At 41.2% G+C, this 20373-nt stretch carries 24 protein-coding genes; 7 read left to right on the top strand and 17 right to left on the bottom strand.

The genetic code is table 11. The features are described 5' to 3' along the window. Positions 1 to 96 precede the first annotated feature (96 nt). The gene (locus tag LPA49_RS11075) at positions 97 to 1956 is read left to right on the top strand and encodes an EAL domain-containing protein (protein WP_036970894.1); all 1860 of its coding nucleotides are present in this window, start codon (positions 97 to 99) and stop codon (positions 1954 to 1956) included. On the opposite strand, the gene LPA49_RS11070 is transcribed toward LPA49_RS11075, so the two are convergent. The 8 genes from LPA49_RS11070 to folB form a co-directional block, all read right to left on the bottom strand. Next, positions 1953 to 2618: a tRNA (guanosine(46)-N(7))-methyltransferase TrmB gene (locus LPA49_RS11070; protein ID WP_118844011.1), complete on the bottom strand. Its 666-nt coding sequence runs from the start codon at positions 2616 to 2618 to the stop codon at positions 1953 to 1955. The genes LPA49_RS11075 and LPA49_RS11070 overlap by 4 nt on opposite strands. Next, on the bottom strand, positions 2618 to 3385 hold the full coding sequence (locus LPA49_RS11065) for an ABC transporter permease (protein ID WP_036970898.1): 768 nt from the start codon (positions 3383 to 3385) through the stop codon (positions 2618 to 2620). Before LPA49_RS11065 ends, LPA49_RS11070 begins: the two co-directional genes overlap by 1 nt. Continuing rightward, positions 3385 to 4314, bottom strand: a complete 930-nt coding sequence (locus LPA49_RS11060) for an ABC transporter ATP-binding protein (RefSeq protein WP_036970900.1) — start codon at positions 4312 to 4314, stop codon at positions 3385 to 3387. Before LPA49_RS11060 ends, LPA49_RS11065 begins: the two co-directional genes overlap by 1 nt. Next, a complete protein-coding gene (locus LPA49_RS11055) occupies positions 4311 to 4934 on the bottom strand; it encodes a flavin prenyltransferase UbiX (RefSeq protein WP_036970902.1) in 624 nt (207 codons plus the stop codon). The genes LPA49_RS11060 and LPA49_RS11055 overlap by 4 nt, the downstream gene beginning before the upstream one ends. 21 nt (positions 4935 to 4955) lie before the next feature. Then, positions 4956 to 6299, bottom strand: a complete 1344-nt coding sequence (mpl, locus tag LPA49_RS11050) for a UDP-N-acetylmuramate:L-alanyl-gamma-D-glutamyl-meso-diaminopimelate ligase (protein WP_065978011.1) — start codon at positions 6297 to 6299, stop codon at positions 4956 to 4958. A gap of 161 nt (positions 6300 to 6460) precedes the next feature. Beyond that, a complete protein-coding gene (locus LPA49_RS11045; RefSeq protein WP_036970908.1) occupies positions 6461 to 7264 on the bottom strand; it encodes an undecaprenyl-diphosphate phosphatase in 804 nt (267 codons plus the stop codon). Beyond that, positions 7261 to 7749 (bottom strand): 2-amino-4-hydroxy-6-hydroxymethyldihydropteridine diphosphokinase, encoded by a 489-nt coding sequence (gene folK / locus LPA49_RS11040; RefSeq protein ID WP_036970912.1) that lies wholly within the window; start codon positions 7747 to 7749, stop codon positions 7261 to 7263. Before folK ends, LPA49_RS11045 begins: the two co-directional genes overlap by 4 nt. Before the next feature lies 1 nt (position 7750). After that, positions 7751 to 8107, bottom strand: a complete 357-nt coding sequence (gene folB / locus LPA49_RS11035) for a dihydroneopterin aldolase (RefSeq protein WP_230236539.1) — start codon at positions 8105 to 8107, stop codon at positions 7751 to 7753. Between the two features lie 226 nt (positions 8108 to 8333). Between folB and plsY the strand changes: the two genes are divergently transcribed. Continuing rightward, on the top strand, positions 8334 to 8942 hold the full coding sequence (gene plsY / locus LPA49_RS11030) for a glycerol-3-phosphate 1-O-acyltransferase PlsY (protein WP_036970917.1): 609 nt from the start codon (positions 8334 to 8336) through the stop codon (positions 8940 to 8942). Position 8943: 1 nt separating this feature from the next. Here plsY and tsaD read toward each other — a convergent pair whose 3' ends face one another. The 3 genes from tsaD to LPA49_RS11015 all read right to left on the bottom strand — a co-directional run bounded on the left by tsaD (position 8944) and on the right by LPA49_RS11015 (position 10958). After that, on the bottom strand, positions 8944 to 9957 hold the full coding sequence (gene tsaD / locus LPA49_RS11025) for a tRNA (adenosine(37)-N6)-threonylcarbamoyltransferase complex transferase subunit TsaD (RefSeq protein ID WP_036970921.1): 1014 nt from the start codon (positions 9955 to 9957) through the stop codon (positions 8944 to 8946). A 61-nt stretch (positions 9958 to 10018) separates the two neighbouring features. Further along, positions 10019 to 10609 carry a YjaG family protein gene (locus LPA49_RS11020; RefSeq protein ID WP_036970924.1) on the bottom strand — a complete coding sequence of 197 codons (591 nt, stop codon included), beginning with the start codon at positions 10607 to 10609 and terminating at the stop codon, positions 10019 to 10021. Further along, entirely contained in the window at positions 10593 to 10958 is a 366-nt protein-coding gene (locus LPA49_RS11015) for a DUF2007 domain-containing protein (protein WP_065978009.1), read from the bottom strand. Before LPA49_RS11015 ends, LPA49_RS11020 begins: the two co-directional genes overlap by 17 nt. 85 nt (positions 10959 to 11043) lie before the next feature. Here LPA49_RS11015 and LPA49_RS11010 point away from each other — a divergent pair, with 85 nt between their 5' ends. From LPA49_RS11010 to LPA49_RS10995, 4 genes are all read left to right on the top strand, one after another. Further along, positions 11044 to 11451: a DUF2721 domain-containing protein gene (locus LPA49_RS11010; RefSeq protein WP_036970930.1), complete on the top strand. Its 408-nt coding sequence runs from the start codon at positions 11044 to 11046 to the stop codon at positions 11449 to 11451. Between the two features lie 52 nt (positions 11452 to 11503). After that, positions 11504 to 13030 carry a DUF3369 domain-containing protein gene (locus tag LPA49_RS11005; RefSeq protein WP_036970933.1) on the top strand — a complete coding sequence of 509 codons (1527 nt, stop codon included), beginning with the start codon at positions 11504 to 11506 and terminating at the stop codon, positions 13028 to 13030. Positions 13031 to 13152: 122 nt separating this feature from the next. Beyond that, positions 13153 to 14040: a LysR family transcriptional regulator gene (locus LPA49_RS11000; RefSeq protein WP_065978067.1), complete on the top strand. Its 888-nt coding sequence runs from the start codon at positions 13153 to 13155 to the stop codon at positions 14038 to 14040. A gap of 129 nt (positions 14041 to 14169) precedes the next feature. Then, positions 14170 to 14790 (top strand): 2OG-Fe(II) oxygenase, encoded by a 621-nt coding sequence (locus LPA49_RS10995; RefSeq protein ID WP_036970936.1) that lies wholly within the window; start codon positions 14170 to 14172, stop codon positions 14788 to 14790. On the opposite strand, the gene ubiA is transcribed toward LPA49_RS10995, so the two are convergent. Then, the gene (gene ubiA / locus LPA49_RS10990) at positions 14791 to 15669 is read right to left on the bottom strand and encodes a 4-hydroxybenzoate octaprenyltransferase (RefSeq protein WP_036970938.1); all 879 of its coding nucleotides are present in this window, start codon (positions 15667 to 15669) and stop codon (positions 14791 to 14793) included. It lies immediately after the preceding gene. Further along, positions 15666 to 16211: a chorismate lyase gene (locus LPA49_RS10985; RefSeq protein ID WP_182396129.1), complete on the bottom strand. Its 546-nt coding sequence runs from the start codon at positions 16209 to 16211 to the stop codon at positions 15666 to 15668. Before LPA49_RS10985 ends, ubiA begins: the two co-directional genes overlap by 4 nt. Positions 16212 to 16377: 166 nt before the next feature. On the opposite strand from LPA49_RS10985, the gene LPA49_RS10980 reads away from it, so the two are divergent. Then, positions 16378 to 16785 carry a flagellar basal body-associated protein FliL gene (locus LPA49_RS10980; protein ID WP_036970946.1) on the top strand — a complete coding sequence of 136 codons (408 nt, stop codon included), beginning with the start codon at positions 16378 to 16380 and terminating at the stop codon, positions 16783 to 16785. A 33-nt stretch (positions 16786 to 16818) separates the two neighbouring features. On the opposite strand, the gene glpG is transcribed toward LPA49_RS10980, so the two are convergent. From glpG to LPA49_RS10960, 4 genes are read right to left on the bottom strand one after another with little or no spacing between them, the layout of a single operon-like run. Next, on the bottom strand, positions 16819 to 17634 hold the full coding sequence (glpG, locus tag LPA49_RS10975; protein ID WP_074988848.1) for a rhomboid family intramembrane serine protease GlpG: 816 nt from the start codon (positions 17632 to 17634) through the stop codon (positions 16819 to 16821). Further along, positions 17631 to 17948 (bottom strand): thiosulfate sulfurtransferase GlpE, encoded by a 318-nt coding sequence (glpE, locus tag LPA49_RS10970; RefSeq protein WP_065978005.1) that lies wholly within the window; start codon positions 17946 to 17948, stop codon positions 17631 to 17633. The genes glpG and glpE overlap by 4 nt, the downstream gene beginning before the upstream one ends. 55 nt (positions 17949 to 18003) lie before the next feature. Then, positions 18004 to 19029: an L-threonine 3-dehydrogenase gene (gene tdh, locus LPA49_RS10965; protein WP_036970956.1), complete on the bottom strand. Its 1026-nt coding sequence runs from the start codon at positions 19027 to 19029 to the stop codon at positions 18004 to 18006. Positions 19030 to 19083: 54 nt separating this feature from the next. Continuing rightward, complete coding sequence (locus tag LPA49_RS10960) at positions 19084 to 20280, bottom strand: glycine C-acetyltransferase (RefSeq protein WP_036970959.1); 1197 nt, start codon at positions 20278 to 20280, stop codon at positions 19084 to 19086. Positions 20281 to 20373: the final 93 nt, after the last annotated feature.

Genomic DNA, 20373 nt, shown 5'->3' with positions numbered 1-20373 from the left:
AAAAAAATGATCGATGGGTGAATTTTGTCGTAATTTTCTGCTATCAGCTGCGTATTTTTTAAGTATAATCAAGTCATAACTGCAAAGGGAACACCTATGCCGAATGGAATGCAAAGAACACGCTGGCTTATTTATGGTTTTGCCGCATTTTTTATTAGCTTATTTGGCTATATTTATTACACCTATGAATCAACACGTAGTGAGATAATGGCGAATGTTGATGCCAAATTACTCAATGCGGCAATCAGTGTTAAGCATATTTTAGGGGATGATTATCATACCCGTGTGAATGCAGGCCAAACTATTTCACCTGAGCTGTATAAAGATAAGAGCAGGGCTTTATCTGACTACGCTAAGCAAATGCAGGTAGCGTATGTATATGCGATGGTGCTGCGCGATGATACGGTATTCTTTAGTGCCTCTAGCTATACTCAAAAAGATCACAACAGTGGACGCGTGACACACTTTTTAGATGCGTACCCTGAAGCCACCGACATCAATAAAGAAGCTTTTTTTTCGACAGAACCCGTTTTTGAAATATCACAAGATCACTGGGGCAACTTTAAAAGTATCTTTGTGACCTTTGTTGACAAAAACGGCCACACTTATATTACAGGTGCAGACATTGCTATTGATGATCTCAATGAGCAACTGCAACACAGCATAACAAAAGCAACCATTACAAGCGGCTTCTTTTTCTTTATTGTTGCTTTAATCGCGTGGCTTTATTTTTTACAGCTTAAACGCTCACTCCTGACTGATGCTCGCACCGGCTTTGCCAATCATATTGCGCTCGAGAATTACATAGAAAGAACAACCAGACACCGCATGGAACTTGCTGTTATCAGTATCAATGAGCTTGAGGATATTAGTAGTTTTTATGGCACCGATGTCAGCGATAGAGTGATGGCTAATCTACTCACATATTTTCAATCCCGCATACCAAGCGAGAGCGCAATCTTTCGTTTAGCGACGAATAAAATCGCATTATTGAATATTCGCAACGCTGAGCAACGTATTGACGATATTATCAATACCTTTAATCACGCAATTCCTGTGCTAAGCGAGCCATTTATTTATATTACTTTGCATGCTGGAATCGCCTCGTGTAACAAACTCATGCTCATAGAAAATGCACATATAGCCTTGCAACAAGCCAAGTTAAATAATCAACGTATTGTTCGCTATGAGAATGTATTTAAACAAGTTGAAGAGCAATTTAGACACAACGTCACTCTCGCTAAAGAAGTTAGAGAAGCGTTCGATAACAATCGAATCGTGCCCTACTTTCAGCCAATTTATAACACGGAACTGAAGCAAATAAGTCACTATGAAAGCTTAGCCAGAATGGCAACTGCACAAGGTCGGATTCATTGCCCTGATTACTTTATGGCTGTATTAAAACGCTCACGCATGGACGGGTTGTTAACACGCACCATGTTTTCACGATGTATTGAACAATTCAGAAAGACAAATGTGCGCTGGAGTATCAATATCACCGCGCAAGATATTCTCGATCCAAGTTTAAGTGAATTTCTAGAGCAGCAATTAAGGCGTTACCCAAAACCACACAATATTATTTTTGAGTTTCATGAAACTGAAGCCATTGCATACTTTAGCCAAGTGAAAGCCTTTATTAGTTTATTAAAGAATAAAGGGGCGCAAGTGATGATCAATGAATTTGGTGCGGGGTACTCAAACTTGTCTCACATTTTAAAGCTTGAAGTGGATGGCTTAAAGCTCGACAAAGACCTAGTAAGCCAAATACACAATAATGCCGATAGTTTTATGTTTATAGAGCATTTAGTGAAGTATGCTCAGCAATTAAACTTAGCGGTTATTGCTGAGCAAGTAGAAAGTGAGCAAATTGCCGATGCACTTTCACGTGCGGGTATCACACTCATGCAAGGTAATTATTTTGCTCCACCCACTCCCTACATTAACACGCAAATTTAAAGGTTTATGACCAAGCGGTGGCTCTGCTGTCCACTGGCCCAATACTTTCGCTCGAACGGCGTAATAGGCACATCGTGTTCATAGCGTTCAACTTGGCATGGATGTCCAGCCAACTCAAGGGCGCGAGCGAACTCTTTAACGTAGATATCCCAGTTACTTCTGAGCTCTAATCGGCCGCCAAGTTTAACAATAAATGGAAAAATTGCGGCCCCATGCCAGCGCCTTTGTAAGTGCTTAGCTTTTGGCCAAGGGTTTGGATAAAGCAGATAATGGTGAGTTGGCTGCCAATTTGCTGCAACCGCTAAACGCCAAAAATCATTTAAATCAGCTTGTACCAAAATATACTGGCCAGTGTCTGTTTGTTTATATTCAATATCGTGCTTATCTAAACGATGTGACGACTTGTCAATTCCAATAACAAGTGCCTCTGGGTGGCGCTTAGCAAGATTAGCGGTACTCTCTCCCACCCCACAGCATGAATCAAGAATAATTGGTCCATTGAATGCGTGAACTTTTTCATTCACTTGGTCAAATGCAGCTTGCGTGTGCGCTGCAATTGGTTTTTTAAACTCTGCACTTAAGTGCTTTAAAACAATCTCGTCTAGCTTGTCATGCAAGCCGGGTTGATTCGATACAATACTTCTCGAATTTGCATCTGTCATTAGTGTCTAAGCCCCACACCGCGTTTAATTAGCGTTAAAGCTAACGTAAATAACCCCACAATAAATAATCCTAGTACACCAAACGCGACCGATAAGTCGACATCCGACACACCTAAGAAGCCATACCTAAATGCATTAACCATATATATAATTGGGTTTACTTGCGATACCCCCTGCCAAAACTCAGGTAACAGGGTAATCGAGTAAAACACCCCACCTAAGTAGGTTAATGGCGTTAAAATGAACGTAGGTATAATGCTGATGTCATCAAAGCTATTTGCGTAAATTGCATTTATTAAGCCCCCCAGAGCAAATACGGCTGAGGTTAAAATCACAGTCGCCATAATCACGAAAATATTGTGAATTTGAATATCAACAAATAGCAAAGACACGCACGTAACAATTAAGCCAACCAACATGCCTCGTGTCATACCTCCACCCATGTAGCCTAGTACAATGATGTAATTAGGCACCGGTGCCACAAGTAGCTCTTCGATACTTTTTTGGAATTTAGTGGAATAAAAGCTCGACGCCACATTAGAGTAAGAGTTAGTAATCACCGACATCATGATGAGGCCAGGTACTATAAATTCCATGTAGGAAAAACCACCCATATCACCAATGCGTGAGCCAATTAGGTTACCAAAAATAACAAAATAAAGGCTCATCGTAATTGCTGGCGGTACCAGCGTTTGCACCCAAATACGTAAAAAACGAATACACTCTTTAATCCAAATACTCTTTAGCGCTACACCATATTTAAACATTATTCGCCTCGCCCTTGTTCTAATAAACCCACAAACAACTCTTCTAATCGATTGGCCTTATTACGCATACTGAGCACTGTATTGCCTTGCTCGGTTAACGCCGTAAACACCTGATTTAGCCCCTGCGATTTAGCCACCTCAACTTCTAAGGTATGATCATCGGTTAAAGTAAACTGATAACCATCAAGGCTGATAGGGTTAACTGGCTGTTTTAAGTCAAGCACGAAGGTTTCTTTATCAAGCTTGGCAAGTAACGCTTTAATTGTGGTGTTTTCGACAATCACACCACTATCAATAATAGCGATGTTCTTACACAACAATTCCGCTTCTTCTAAATAGTGCGTGGTAAGAATAATGGTAACGCCTTGTTTATTGATTTCACGCAAGAAATCCCACATAGAGCGACGCAGTTCAATATCAACCCCCGCCGTAGGCTCATCAAGAATAAGTAACTTTGGTTCGTGCATAAGCGCACGGGCAATCATTAAACGGCGCTTCATTCCCCCCGATAACGTGCGAGCTTGTTTATCTTTTTTCTCAAATAAACCAAGTTGTTTTAGGTATTTTTCAGCACGTTCATGAGCAAGCTTTCTTGGTACGCCATAGTAGCCAGCTTGATTAACTAATATTTGGTTAAGCGTTTCAAACTGGCTAAAGTTAAACTCTTGCGGTACTAAGCCGAGCTCTGATTTTGCAGCTTCGAGATCTGTATCGATATTATGACCAAAGACTTCAACACGGCCTGCGCTTTTATTCACAAGTGATGAAATCACGCCAATTGTGGTTGATTTACCCGCCCCATTGGGACCTAACAAAGCAAAAAAGTCGCCTTGTTTTACCTGTAAATCAATCCCTTTTACGGCTTCAACGCCATTTTTATAAACCTTTTTAAGGCCTTCAATATTTAATGCGATTGTCTGTTCGCTCACTGTTTGCCCTCTCCATAACCCCAACGTTTCGTTAGAGTATGTTCAATATGTAAATGATCTAAAATACGTGCCACCATAAAATCGACCAAGTCAGAAATGTGCTCAGGTTTATGATAAAACCCGGGTGCTGCAGGCATAATGGTGACACCCAATTTTGCTAACTTGAGCATGTTTTCTAGGTGTATTTCACTAAAAGGTGTTTCGCGTGGCACCAAAATAAGCTGACCACGTTCTTTAATAACCACATCAGCAGCACGTTCCAATAAGTTATCAGATGCGCCAACGGCAATGGCCGAGACTGAGCCTGCACTGCAAGGACACACCACCATTTTTTTAGGGGCTGCCGAGCCCGATGCTACGGGGCTAAACCAATTATCTTTACCAAATACTTTTAGCTGCTCTGGGGCTGCATTGAACAGCTTACTAAGCTGCTCTGTCGCTTTGTCTTCATTACCTGAAAGCTTAATATTTGATTCGGTATCAAGTACCACACGCGCAGCGCTTGAGATCAACACGTACACTTGAAACTGTTGTTCTAATAATACTTCTAACAACCTTAAACCGTAAGGCGCGCCCGACGCGCCACTAAACGCTAGGGTTATTTTATCTTTAAATTGCATACAGTTAACTCCGTATACTGGTTAGTTTTGTTCTAATACCGTGATCAAGCGCTGATGAATACCTTCAAAACCACCATTACTCATAATCAAAATATGGTGATGGGCAGCCGCACTGTTTGCAACCAACGTAATGATTTCCTCAGTACTCGTGCTGCAGTGCATACCCGCTTTGTCAGCATAGTCTTTTAATGACCAACTCAAATTTTCTGGCTCAAACAAATACACCTCATCGGCTGCACTAAGCGAGTCAATAAGCGTTTGCTGATGCACGCCCATTTTCATGGTGTTCGAACGGGGCTCTAGTATCGCAATAATTTTCTCATTGCCGACTTTAGCGCGCAGGCCTGCTAAAGTCGTTTTTATCGCGGTTGGGTGATGGGCAAAATCGTCATACACTTTAATGCCCTTTATATCAGCTTTGAGTTCCATGCGACGCTTAGGTGAAATAAACTCAGCTAAACCTGCAATGCTCACGGGCACAGCGATACCGACATGACGCGCAGCTGCAATCGCCATAATCGCATTTTTGACATTATGTTCGCCCATAGCTTGCCACGACACAACGCCCTGTACTTCTCCCGCTAACAACACTTCAAACTCGCTGCCATCCGCTTTAAGTAAGCGATAATCCCAATCACCTGACAGCGTTTCGCTATCACTCCAAAGGCCGCGCTCAATCACATCCTGCAGTGCTTCATCTTGGCTTGGCCAGATAACTTTGCCACTACAGGGTAATGTACGCATCAAGTGATGAAATTGTTTTTTAATCGCATTTAAATCTTCAAAAATATCAGCATGATCAAATTCAAGATTATTGAGGATTAAGGTCCGTGGTAAGTAATGCACAAACTTACTGCGTTTATCAAAAAAGGCGGTGTCATATTCATCGGCTTCAATGACAAAAAACGGCGTCTCACCAACTCGTGCTGATACCCCAAAGTTTTGCACAATGCCACCAATCAAAAAGCCCGGTTTCATACCTGCATATTCTAGCAGCCATGCCAACATACTCGCGGTTGTCGTTTTACCATGCGTGCCTGCGACAGCAAGCACCCATGAGTTTTGCAATAAATTATGCTTAAGCCATTCTGGGCCTGAGGTGTAAGGTAAGCCTTTATCGAGCACATATTCCACACAGGGGTTACCACGGCTCATCGCATTGCCAATGACCACCATATCGGGCGCGGGGTCTAATTGTGTAATGTCATAACCTTGAGTTAGCGTAATGCCAAGCTCTTCCAGCTGCGTACTCATTGGGGGGTAAACATTTTGATCAGAGCCTGTCACTGTGTGACCCAACGATTTAGCGATTGCGGCAATCCCGCCCATAAAGGTGCCACAAATTCCAAGAATATGAATATGCATCTACTGTCCTGAACAAAATGAATTACGAAAAAATAAAGCGTTATAATGCCAAATATAACCTTTACTTACCATGATTAGACGGCAATAGACTTTTGCCGAATAGCAAACATAAAAAAACACCTCAAGACCGAGGTGTTTTTTAAAGTGAGTAAAACGGTTTTTTACAGCATTAAAAATGCAAATAAACCGACACCAAGTAACAAGCGATAGATAACAAATGGCATCATGCCCATGCGCTCAATTACTTTTAAGAAAAAGAAAATACAGGCATAAGCCGAAACAAACGATAGACCTGCACCGAGTAAAATAGCTTGCCAATCAATCGCTTCACCTGCAGTTGCAAGTTGATATATATAATATGAACCTGCCGCAGCAATGACCGGAATCGACATTAAAAACGAAAAACGTGCTGCGCTTTGCTTATTTAAACCCAGCAATAAACCCACGGTTATCGTTATGCCAGAGCGCGACGTGCCAGGAAAGACCATTGCCAGCACTTGCGAAAAACCCAACAGTAACGCACTAAAAAAATTTACTTGGTAGATATTTTTTACTTGTTTTGCTTTTACATCGGCATACCAAAGTAACAAGCCGAAAACGATAGTTGAAGTGGCAATCACCCACGCATTTCGTGAATAGCTCTCTACAAAGTCTTTAAATAAGTACCCAATTAATAACGCAGGAATCGTGGCAACAATGATCCACCAGCCCAAACGGCTGTCATCGGTTGCGCCTTGTGAGCCAAACGACTTAAACCAAGCCCCCAAAATATCAACCACTTCTTTACGGAAATACAGTACCACCGCACCAAGCGTACCTACGTGTACTGCAACATCAAATGCTAAACCTTGATCATGCCAGCCTAAAACTTGCGAAGGTAAAATTAAATGCGCTGAGCTCGAAATAGGTAAAAACTCAGTCAATCCTTGAATTAAGGCTAAAACAATTATCTCAATAATACTCATGGGTTAGTAAACTCCACCTTCCATAGTTTTTGTTGTGGGTTGTTATAATTTTTCCATAGCTCAGCCAGTGTTTGCTTAGCTACAGGGTGAAAAAAATCAGGGGCAATTTCTGCTAGCGGTTTTAAAACAAACGCATTTTTTGTTATTTCATCACGCGGTAATTGCGCTGGCGAATCGCAAATAATGTCATCATAAAACAATAAATCAAGGTCTAATGTTCTAGGACTAAACTTTTTATCTTCACGAGTACGACCGTTATCTAACTCTATTTGCTTCAGTAATTTACACAGCTCAGGCAGTGGCATGTCAGTATTCGCACCAAGCACTGAGTTATAAAAATTATTACCCGCAAATCCCACCGCTTCACTTTCATATACCGATGAATGAACACTATCAGGGAAATACGGCTTTAACGTCTTTAATGCTTGGCGAATATAATGCTCTTTATTTACATTCGAGCCTAAGCTGATAAAAATCTGTGCCATATTAACTTGCCTTGTGACGGGTGATTTCGACTCCCACCGTTTTAGCTTTAGGAACCGCAGCTGGTTTGCTGACACGAATTGTGACTTGGCTGGTTGTAAATTCGGTTAAAATAATCGCGGCGAGTTGTTCAACTAAGGTTTCAAGAAGTTCGACGGGTTTTGCCGTCGTGTGCGCTATAACGCGTTCACTGACTTTAGCGTAATCAAGCGCTAAGTTTATATCATCGGTTGCCGCTGCGGCTGAAATATCACACACCATTTCAATATCAAAATACAGGCTTTGTTTCGTTTCTTTTTCAAAATCATACACGCCTATAATGGTGTCTACGTGCAGTTGTGATATGTATACCTTGTCCATTGATACTCCAAGCGACATAAATATTAAAACCAATACCTATCGTATACGCGTATTAATTTCAATAATGCGCACAGAGCTGTCATAAAGTTTTAATATATAAAAATTCCCTCTACAATAACGGGTAGATGCACTGCAAAATGTAGCGTACTATCTACTCAAAAGTAGCGGCAGATGGTTTTGCCGCCAATGATAGCCCAAAAGTGCAGATTAAAAAATAAGGAAGCGCGTGTTAGAAGTTTTAATGTTAGTTTTAGCCTATTTACTGGGGTCGGTTTCCTCCGCAATCCTCGTGTCTAGGTTATTTAAACTACCAGACCCACGCAGTCACGGATCGAATAACCCCGGTGCCACCAATGTGTACCGACTTGGTGGAAAAGTCCCGGCTGTATTAGTGCTGGTGTTTGATATTTTAAAAGGCACCATCCCTGTGTGGGGCGCTTATTTCTTAAAAATCGAACCGCTGATGTTAGGTTTAATTGGCGTCGCAGCGTGTTTAGGGCATATGTACCCTGTATTTTTCAGCTTTAAAGGGGGTAAAGCCGTTGCTACGGCCTTTGGTACTTTACTACCTATTGGATTATCTTTAGGTGGATTATTAATCGCGACTTGGCTATTAATAATCGCAATAACGCGCTATTCGTCACTTGCAGCACTTATTACAGTGTCGCTTGCCCCACTTTATACATGGTGGATAAAACCACTTTATACGTTGCCAGTCACGTTTTTAACACTGTTGATTATTTTCCGTCACAGAGCAAACATAACCCGTTTATTAAGTGGTGAAGAGCCAAAAGTAGGGACTAAGAAAAAAGCCCCTGACAATAACAACGACTAAGTTACAGCGCTTCTAATGAGTCGATTGGCCAGCGCGGCTTAGTTTTCATATCAAGGCTTGCAAACTGCCCCGCTTTAAGGCGTTGCATGCCCGCGTAGGCGATCATAGCGCCGTTATCTGTACAAAATTCAGTGCGAGGATAATACACTCGACCTTTCATGCCTTGCATTACACGCTCTAATTGCGCACGTAATTGAACGTTAGCACTCACTCCACCGGCAATCACTAAGCGTTTAATACCTGTTTGTTTAAGGGCACGCTTACACTTAATAATCAACGTATCAATTACTGCAGTTTGAAATGCGTGGGCTATGTCAGCTTTAGTCTGCTCATCATCAGCACTGTCACGAATAGCAAGCGATGCAGCCGTTTTTAAACCACTGAAGCTGAAATCAAGCCCAGGTTTATCTGTCATCGGACGTGGAAACACAAACCGTTCAGGCGTGCCTTGCTCAGCTAGTTTTGCTAAACGAGGACCCCCTGGGTAATCAAGTCCTAATAACTTCGCTGTTTTATCAAATGCTTCACCTGCCGCATCATCGACAGATTCACCCAGTACTTCGTACTCACCAATCCCTGACACTTTCACCATCATTGTGTGCCCACCCGACACAAGTAGCGCAATAAACGGGAATTCAGGCTTATCTTCTTCAAGCATTGGCGCCAGTAAATGCCCTTCCATGTGGTGCACAGCGACAGCAGGAATATTCCAGCCATAAGCAAGAGAGCGACCGATAGAGGTGCCCACTAACAAAGCCCCCACTAAACCTGGCCCTGCGGTGTAAGCAATGCCGTCAATATCGTCAGGACCACAACCGGCTTGCGCAAAAGCTGCGTCGATTAATGGCAAAGTTTTACGTACATGGTCGCGTGATGCAAGCTCAGGTACCACACCACCGTAGTCTGCGTGCACTTTAACTTGGCTGTATAGTTGATGTGCTAATAAGCCTTGTTCATCATCGTAAATGGCAATACCTGTTTCATCACATGATGATTCAATACCTAAAATTCGCATCAATTACTCCGCCAAGAAAAATAAGCGCGTATTTTACAGCTAAAATACGCATTACTGAACACTAAATTGCAATACCAATGTTGGTTTGACCGTCTGAAATAGCAAGCTGCTTGAGCTCTTTTACGTTTTCTGAGGTAATTCGGCCCATTTGCTCAACAAAATCAATTAGCTCTGCAAGCACATCCATCTCGTACTGCATTAGCGGGTGTTCGCGGACTGATTTGTTATCAGCCACTTCACCTTCAACCGTTAATTGGTATTCAATAAAGCGTGCAACAGAGGCTTGTGAAATTTTGCTAATGTTTAAAAACTCTTGGTCATCTTTAGCCATCAGACCATGCAACATTCCCAATAATGCGGTTGCAGTGTCAATAGCGGGGTAAGTGCCAAACATATCAAAGTCACTGAGCTCAGGTACATTAGGCTCAATTTTTTCAATTTGTTTTTCAAGGCTTATCTTACTTTTTGGCAGTAATATTTTTTCCCAGCATACATTCAGTGCGCTGCGAAATACCGCTGCGTCACCAAAGCCAGTTGCTTCACTAAATAAGCTGTAATTAGGCAACATACGCTCAAGAAGCGCGCCGCCTAATACCGCTTTTTGCAAATAGTTTAATTCTCTAATGCGTTGAAAATTATTCGCTTTCGTCATTCTTAACAGTCCTACAAGACCAACATATTTCAAATGTTGGGCCATTCAGTTCGCTGCATGATGGGCAAACCCAGTCTGGAGCCGATTGTTTTACTTGCCGGTAGTTTACCAATATTTCTTGTGCATGGCGCTCTTTTAATGCGTAAACAAGAATATCAACCCCCGTTTGTTCAAAGGGAATCTCTCCCATTGCACCTTGCAGAAGCTCACCTTGCAGTTGGCATTGTATTCCTGCGGTATGTAAAAGCCCTTTTATAATATTAGCTTCAAGCCCATTAGCGGCTTGGTAGATACGTACCCATGAAAAAGGTTCTGACGTAGTTGGTTGATTTAAATTATTTTTATGCAAATTTACTCTCTTTTACTTTGCAGCTTTAGCAACCTAAGCTACCCTAGCAATTGACCCTGCTACAACCTATATTGAAGGTAGCCTTATGACATTAACAACGCCTGGGCTGTTATTCCCGGCCATTTCTTTACTTTTACTTGCTTACACCAATCGCTTTTTGGTACTTGCCCAACTCATTCGAGAACTGAATGCGCGCGAAGGAGAAAGTATTCGTCCTTTGGTTGTTGCACAAATCGCCAACCTCAGAAAGCGTATTAAACTGATTCGTATAATGCAAGTTTACGGCGTGGCATCATTTCTCATGTGTACCTTGTCAATGTTCGCTTTGTTTATTGAGTTTAATACAACAGGCATCATATTATTTGGACTCAGTCTTGCTTGCTTAACTTTATCGCTTCTTACCTCTTTATATGAGATTCATATTTCATGTGATGCAATAGAAATTGAATTAAGAAATATAGAAAAAAAACCCTTAGTGGATAAGGCAGAGTAAATTTCTGCCTCTATACTTATTGTTACCTGATACGACAATAAGTGGTGCTTGTGTGGATGATTTTTTATTTTCTGAAGAACGGTTAGAAGAAAATAACGTACAAACTGAAGAACCAGAATACTGGCATATTCTTGTTGTTGATGACGAAGAAGATATTCATCAAGTTACCAAGCTTGTACTAGCTGGTTTTCAATTTGAAAATAAAAGCTTACGCTTCTACGATGCCTATTCTGCAGCAGAGGCTAAAGAGCTTTTGAAAAAAGATATCCCTTTTTCAGTGGCACTTGTTGATGTCGTCATGGAAACAAACCATGCCGGACTTGAACTTATTCAGTATATTAGGGACGACATTGATAACCACCATATCCGCCTAATTCTTCGAACAGGCCAGCCAGGTGAAGCACCTGAAGAATCTATTATCCGTGATTACGATATAAACGATTACAAAAACAAAACCGAATTAACAGCCATAAAAATTAAAACACTGCTCTATTCTGCACTGAGATCTCATCGTGATATCCAAATTATTGATCGCCATAAACATGGCCTCGAACAAATCATAAATGCCTCAGCTAACTTTTTAAAATGCGACAGTGTGCAAGAATTTGCATCCACTATTTTAAGCCACGTGACAAATGTGATGGGTATAAACGACACTCAAATTTATTGTGCTGCCGCGGTTAATTTACAATCATCTCCTGCAACAGACTTTCAATTATTGGCGGCTTCAGGCGTTGGGCCTATCCCCAGTCAAAATAATATTCCTGACGAAGTTAAAAGTTTATTTATTGATGCTCATGATCGTAAGTCATCACTAAAAACAAGTACCGACTACATTGGTTACTTTCCAACCAAAGCGGGCCTTGAAACTATGCTGTATGTAAATAAAGGAAGTAAATTACATGCTACCGACCATCAACTTCTTGAGTTTTATGCAAACAATATTGCACTGGCCTATGACAATCTTAAATTGCGCGAAATGGTAAAAGAATCGCAAAAGGAATTGTCCTATATTCTTGGTGAAGCAGTAGAAAAACGCTCTAAAGAAACAGGCTCACATGTTAAACGTGTCGCGTTATACAGCGAGTTACTTGCAAAACTATCAGAACTTAATCCCTTTCAGTGTGAAATCATCAAGCTTGCCTCCCCCTTACACGACATAGGAAAAATAAGTATCCCTGACAACATCTTAAATAAGCCCGGAAAATTAGATGATACAGAATGGGAAATAATGAAGACACACGCTGAAGTAGGTTATGAAATTCTAAAAAATTCAAGTAACGAGATCATGACTTGCGGTGCAATGATCTCACTTCAGCACCATGAAAAGTGGGACGGCTCTGGGTATCCACACGGTTTAGCAGGTAAAGATATTCATATCGTTGGTCGTATAACTGCGCTTGCTGACGTGTTTGACGCTCTATGCAGTGACCGTTGTTACAAAAAAGCGTGGCCACTCGATGAAGCACTTGCACTAATAAAAAATCAACGTTCGAAACATTTTGATCCAACTTTAGTCGACTTATTACTTGAAAATTTACCACTTTTCTTGGAGATTAAAGACCGTTACCCTGACTAGTTGTAACTTACCTGTAAAACAACACTTTTAAAAATGGGTACAATAATTTACTATACTCAATGTTAGGTATTATTATTTTAACTCAATGTAAGGGCTTACTTAATAAAAAGGGACTATATAAAGTGAGATTTGAACAACTTGAACAATTCGTTGCACTCGGCGTACTCAGACACTTCCGCCAAGCTGCTGAAAAAACCCAGATAAGCACTTCAGCATTAACTCGTAGTATTCAAACACTTGAAGATGAAGTGGGCTATGAACTCGTTACTCGCTCTACTCGTTCTGTAAAGCTAACCAAAGAAGGTGAACTTTTCCTCGAGTACGCACAACAAACACTTAATAATTTAGAAGAAACAAAAAAACGTTTATTCGAGTCATTAAATGGTTGTGAAAACGAAAAGCTCGTTATCGGCTACACAACTAAAGCAAGTGCAGTTGTACCTGTGTCGTGTGGGCAATTTTTAGCACAATACCCACATGTTAAAATTGAAATGCAGTTGCAAGAACAAAGTGAGTTAATTCGCAAACTGCAACTTGGTGAAATTGATATCAGCGTTTGCTCACAAGCCATGAATAGCATTGGTAGTGATATCCATTTGCCTGATCAGCTAATTTTATTTGTATCAAAAAATCATCCAATTGCTAATAAAACAGACATTAGCAAGAAAGACTTAACAGACTACCCAATGTACAGCTGTTTTTCACAATCGAAGCCGGTTCAATCGATGCTAAACGAAGCAATTGATTCATTCAATAAATCAACCAGCGTTAAGGTCGGTAGTATTGAACAAGTTATGGAAGGCTTGAAAAAGTCAAACCATATTGCGATTGCAAGTATTGAGCATGCCAACAGCGTTTCTTCAGACCCTGAATTGCTAGTATTAAAAACCAATAAAGGAATCGCTCACGAACAGTTAGTGATCCAAACTAATCAACAAATTAATGAAAACTCGCACGTGAGTTATTTATTAGATCTTATTGAAAAAACAGCATTATCTAGCCACAACTAAATGTACATATCAAGCTGGCTTGACTACGTTAGGCCAGCTTATACATCCTCATTGTTTTACTGCATAAAAAGCGTGCATGTAATTTTTTTTCAGATACACTTACGCACCTTTTTTTGATTGTGCATATGAATGACCGCGCAGCTTATTTCCAATACTTATTTAAATGCAATTGAACATACTGGTTATGCCATTGTTGAAAACGCAATTGATGAGCAGTTGATAAATGATTTAATTGCAGATTGTTACCGAATTAATCCCCATTTTCATGTTGCAGGTATCGGTAGGTTAAACGATCAGCAAATCGATAAAACGGTACGCAAAGATAAGACCTTTTGGTTTGATAGCTCAAGCCAAGCGCAAATAACTTATCTCGCGACCATGGAAGCAATTAAGACCCAGTTAAATAGAGAGTTTTTCTTGGGCTTGTTTGATTATGAATGCCACTATGCGAAGTACCAACAAGGTGACTTTTATAAAAAGCATTACGATGCCTTTAAAGGACGCTCAAACCGTATTTTTACAACGGTTTGCTACCTAAATAGCCCCGCGTCTGGCGGCGAGTTGGTTATTTATAAACCTAAAAGTAAAGACATTGAAGTGGTCATAAAACCGAAGGCAGGCACATTAGTCATGTTTGAAAGCGAACGCTTTATGCATGAGGTATTACCCGCAGACGATGTGCGTTATTCAATTGCTGGTTGGTTCAGAAAAAATGCCTCAATAAGCGGCATTATCGACCCACCGCGATAATCAAAACGGTAATGGCAAGGATGCTACAAGGCCAATAAAAATAACCAGCCCGACGTAATGATTATTTAGAAACGCTTTAAAACAGTGCTCTCTGTCGCGATAGTGAATAAGCGTTTGCTGGTAAAGTAAAAATCCAATCGCCGCTATTAAGCCTAACCAATAAGGCATATCAAGCTGATTGCTTATGCCAATGTAACTGAGTATCGCAATGAATAGCGCATTCAGTAAGAAAATAATATGCCTGTCAAAACGTGCAAATAAGATGGCCGTTGATTTAACACCAATCTTTAAATCATCATCACGGTCAACCATGGCGTACATGGTATCGTAAGCCACAGTCCACACGAGGTTTGCAATAAATAACAGCCATGCTTCAATTGGCACTGAGCCAATTGAGGCCATGTATGCCATTGGAATAGCCCAACTAAATGCGGCTCCTAGTACCACTTGTGGTAATTGGGTATAACGCTTCATAAACGGATAGCAAAATGCCAACGCAAGAGCCCCCAAAGAGAGCAAAATCGTCGACCACCCCAGCATTAAAACTAATCCAAATGCCACGGCAATTAACAACACAAATAAGCTCAACGCCTCACCACTGGACACTCGCCCTGCGGCTAGGGGACGCGTTGCTGTGCGCTTTACTGAACCATCAATTTTACGATCAGCAAAGTCATTGATAACGCAGCCTGCACTTCGCATTACAAACACCCCTAAACTAAACACCACAAAATTTAATAAGCTTGGTGCTCCCTGATTTGCAAGCCATAACGCCCAGTACGTTGGCCAAAGCAATAGCAAAGTACCAATCGGCTTATCTGTTCGCATAAGTTGTTTGTAATAAGGAATGTGTGCGATTTTTAATGCAGCTAGTTTCATAAGTAAATATAAGCCTCTGGCAGAAAAACTTCGGCCACTAAAAAATGGGCATTTGACAATGAAAATACACTTCGTCTTCCCCACAGTGGTTTAGACTCTTTGCCAAGCGCAGCTAATAAGGTTTGAATAGTGTGCTGCTCATTAAACTCTGCCACTTCTATCTCTGTGCGAGATAAGCTTGGGTCTTGAAAAATAACATCCCCTAATGGCCGTGTTCCCATACTTAGCAACTGCTGCTTTTTTAAGGTATCATCTGCGGGTAACCAACTTTGTGCATAAACCATTGGTTTATCATCACATAATAGTAGCACTTCGCGGTTAAGCGCTTGGCTCAACGGCGTATTTAATAAAGCTTGTTGCTCCTTTGTAAGATCAAAAGGGGCTTCATTGAGCACTTTAACTGAAAAGTGTTGGCAATGACGCTTAAGCTTGGCCGTCAATGACCCAGCTTCAAGCAACCAACCTTGCTGCTGTTGCGTTAAATAAGGGTATGCCGAAGCAGGCTGCCAATGCGCAGCTAACGAAACTGGGAATGTAATCACAACGACTCAATAATTATAAAAACCGCGTAAATGATATCACTGCAACCCGTTTCGAAAAAGTCATGATTTAATCTCTACATGGGTTAAAAAACAGAGAACAACCTGTATCTTAAGTTAATTTGGGTATAGACTAAAAACCATTGAATAGGTGGGATATTCTTAAACTATGAAAAAGTCATTGTTATCAATTTACTTGATTAGCATGCTAGTTATTGGCGCTACGACAAGTTTCTCGACACGCGCAGAATCAAATGTCGGTTACTTCGGTTTTGAGCCTGACATTATCACCAATTATATTGGCCAAGGAAATAAAAAACTGGGTTATGTACGGATCACTGTTGATCTAATGCTTAATGATATTTCTGATATTGGTGTGGTTGAGCACCATACTCCACTATTACGTGATGCGATTGTCGAGATACTGTCAAAAGAACCTGAAGAAAATATCAAGTCGCTCACGGGCCGAGAAGAAATTAGAAAGCGCTGTACAGAAAAACTCAAAGCACTGTTAAAGCAAGAGACTGGACAAGAAATAGTACGTGAAGTGTTGTTTACTAAGTATTTATACCATTAAACGTGACGGCAAAGGCCGTCACATTTAATAAAACTACTTACGCGACAATAGTTTATCTGACATTGCGTAAGCCATACCCGCAATAAGCCCTGCTAAATGTGCCCAGTTCGCCATACTAACCGGCAACATATCCACAAAGCCTAAAATTAGCCACACCAACATAAAGCCAACAATACTGTTGCTAACAAGCGGGGGTTGTTGAGGTCGCATTACACTGTAAATCCAACAGAAACCGAGCAAACCATACACAACACCACTGAGCCCACCAAAGTTCGGACCAACTACTAAAAACTGTGCCCAATTACTGATAAATGCCGTCACTAAGAAAAGCCCAACTAAGGTTAATTTACCACTGCGTTTTTCTATGTCATTACCCAGTGTCATCCACCAAATCAGGTTAAAAATGAGGTGGATAGCGCTAAAATGAACAATCGCAGGGGTAAACCAGGTTAGCGGCTTAGCAGGGTTAAATTGCAACATACCATAAAGAGTTTCAAACCCACCCAGTAAAAACGCCACAAAAATAGCGATTGAAACCAAGGTCACAGTACGGTTTAACCAGCTCAATGCTTTAAAGCGTGCTTTTAGGTTAAGTGACTGGCCTTGATATAACAACGGCGACTCAGTACTGCCAACTTGCCACGATGCTTGAAGGTACTTTTCGTCATTTGGATTCGCGGTGAACGCTTGCCACAGTGGCTGAGCTTGATGAAAATGCTCAGGAGCAACACAAATAATCACTGTCTTACCATCGTGTGAGCGCAGTTCACCCTGCAAGCCTTTACTTTTAATGTAATCGATAAAGCCTTGCGCGGCGCGAGGATTATTAATGCTGCCCAATTCAATCATCGTTCAATGTGCTCCGGTTGTTGTGTCTGCCATGCTGTAAAGCCGCCATCCATACTGTAGACGTCTTCAAAGCCTTGCTCTACTAAATAGCTTGCTGCGCCTTGAGAACTTACGCCATGATAGCAAACGATAATAATAGGCTGATCAAACTCTTTGTTCATCATAAACTCACTGATATTAGCATTTGATAAATGCTCAGAACCAGGGATATGCCCAGCTTGAAATGAGTTAGGGTCGCGAATATCAGCAATCACCACATCATTTTTATCTAATAATGCAAACGTTTCACTGACTGAAATATGTTTATATGACATAACACTCTCTAAACTAAAAAGGCGGCCGAAAGCCGCCTTATCACACTCTACGGTATTAATCCCAGTTTAGGATTACTTTACCTGATTGGCCTGAAATCATTGTATCAAAGCCTTCTTGGAAATCATCCACTGAGAATTGATGCGTGATAATTGGATTAAGGTCAAGACCAGACTGAATTAGACTCGCCATTTTGTACCACGTTTCAAACATTTCTCGGCCATAAATACCTTTGATAATTAAGCCTTTGAAAATAACTTGATTCCAATCAACTGCCATATCTGATGGTGGAATTCCCAGCATGGCAACTTTACCACCATGATTCATGTTATTTAACATGCTGTTGAATGCAACCGGTACACCTGACATTTCAAGACCAATATCAAAGCCCTCGGTCATGCCGAGCTCTTTCATAATATCTTCTAGGTTTTCATTCGCAACGTTTACAGCGCGTGTCGCGCCCATTTTACGCGCTAAATCTAGGCGGTACTCGTTTACATCAGTAATCACTACATGACGCGCACCGACGTGCTTAGCAACCGCTGCTGCCATAATACCAATTGGACCCGCCCCGGTGATAAGGACATCTTCACCAACAAGATCAAACGACAACGCTGTGTGTACCGCATTCCCGAATGGGTCAAAGATTGATGCTAATTCATCAGAAATATTATCTGGAATTTTAAATGCATTGAATGCAGGGATCACGAGGTATTCGGCAAATGCACCTTCACGGTTCACACCCACACCTGTTGTGTTACGGCATAAATGCACGCGACCAGCGCGACAGTTACGACAGTGACCACAGGTAATATGGCCTTCACCAGAAACACGATCACCCACTTGGAAACCACGTACTTCCTGACCCATATCAACCACTTCACCCACGTATTCGTGGCCAACAACCATAGGTGTTGGAATAGTGTTTTGTGCCCATTCATCCCATTTATAAATATGGACATCTGTTCCACAAATTGCTGTTTTGCGGATTTTAATAAGCAGATCGTTATGGCCAACCTCAGGTTTTGGCGCATCGGTCATCCAGATCCCTGGTTCTGCTTTTAATTTAGATAATGCTTTCATGATTTACACTCAATTAAAAAAACCGAAGCAGGTGCTTCGGTTTAGAAAATAAAATTAGATAACACCCATTTCTTTACCAATACGGGTAAAGGCAGCAATTGCAGTGTCTAATTGCTCTTTTGTATGCGCCGCAGAAATTTGCGTACGAATACGTGCTTGACCTTTAGGTACAACAGGGAATGAGAAACCTGTTACATAGATACCTTCAGCAAGTAACTTGTCAGCCATCATCGAAGCGACCTTCGCATCGCCAAGCATTACTGGAATAATCGCGTGGTCTTTACCTGCGCAGGTAAACCCTGCTGCTTCCATTTGCTCACGGAAGTAATGAGCGTTATCCCATAATTTAGCGCGAAGTTCGCCACCGTTACTCAACATTTCAAGTACTTTGATTGATGCTGTAACAATTGATGGAGCTAATGAATTAGAAAAAAGATATGGACGTGAACGCTGACGTAACCACTCTACAATTTCTTTTTTGCCTGATGTATAACCACCTGATGCGCCGCCCAACGCCTTACCTAATGTGCCGGTAATGATATCGACACGGTCTAATACGCCACAGTATTCAGGTGTTCCTTTACCGTTTTCACCCACAAAGCCCACTGCGTGAGAATCATCAACCATAACTAATGCATCGTATTTATCAGCAAGGTCGCATACTGCTTTAAGATTACAAATAACGCCATCCATTGAAAACACACCGTCAGTGGCAATAAGCTTGGTTTTTGCCCCGGCTTCATCAGCTGCAATTAATTGCTTCTCTAAGTCGCTCATATCATTATTAGCGTAGCGGAAACGTTTTGCTTTACATAAACGAACCCCATCAATGATAGAAGCATGGTTTAACGCATCTGAGATGATGGCATCATCTGGGCCTAAAATTGTTTCAAATAAGCCTGCATTAGCATCAAAACACGATGAGTAAAGGATCGTGTCTTCTGTTTCTAGAAACTCAGAAATTTTGTGCTCTAATGTTTTATGAATATCTTGAGTACCACAGATAAAACGCACTGAAGCAACACCAAAACCATGATCGTCAAGGCCTTGTTGTGCGGCTTTTATTAGCTCTGGGCTATTTGCAAGACCTAAGTAGTTATTTGCACAGAAATTGATAACTTTATCACCTGATGCAACTTCAATTTGAGCTTGTTGCTGTGAAGTAATAACACGTTCGCTTTTGTATAAACCCTCAGCTTTTACTTCATCTATTTGTTGCTGAAGCTGAGTGAAAAACGCAGATGCTCTCATCTGAAATCTCCAAATAATCTTTTAAGTAATCAGAGCCGATTAGCTGTGACTGTGAAATTTGCGCCTATTGTAAAAGCTTAGGCGAACAATTGC

The organism is Pseudoalteromonas sp. MB41, from assembly GCF_020966275.1.
Classification (GTDB): domain Bacteria; phylum Pseudomonadota; class Gammaproteobacteria; order Enterobacterales; family Alteromonadaceae; genus Pseudoalteromonas; species Pseudoalteromonas lipolytica.
The sequence above is the reverse complement of the archived record's forward strand: the minus strand, read 5'-3'. Positions and strand labels throughout refer to the sequence as shown.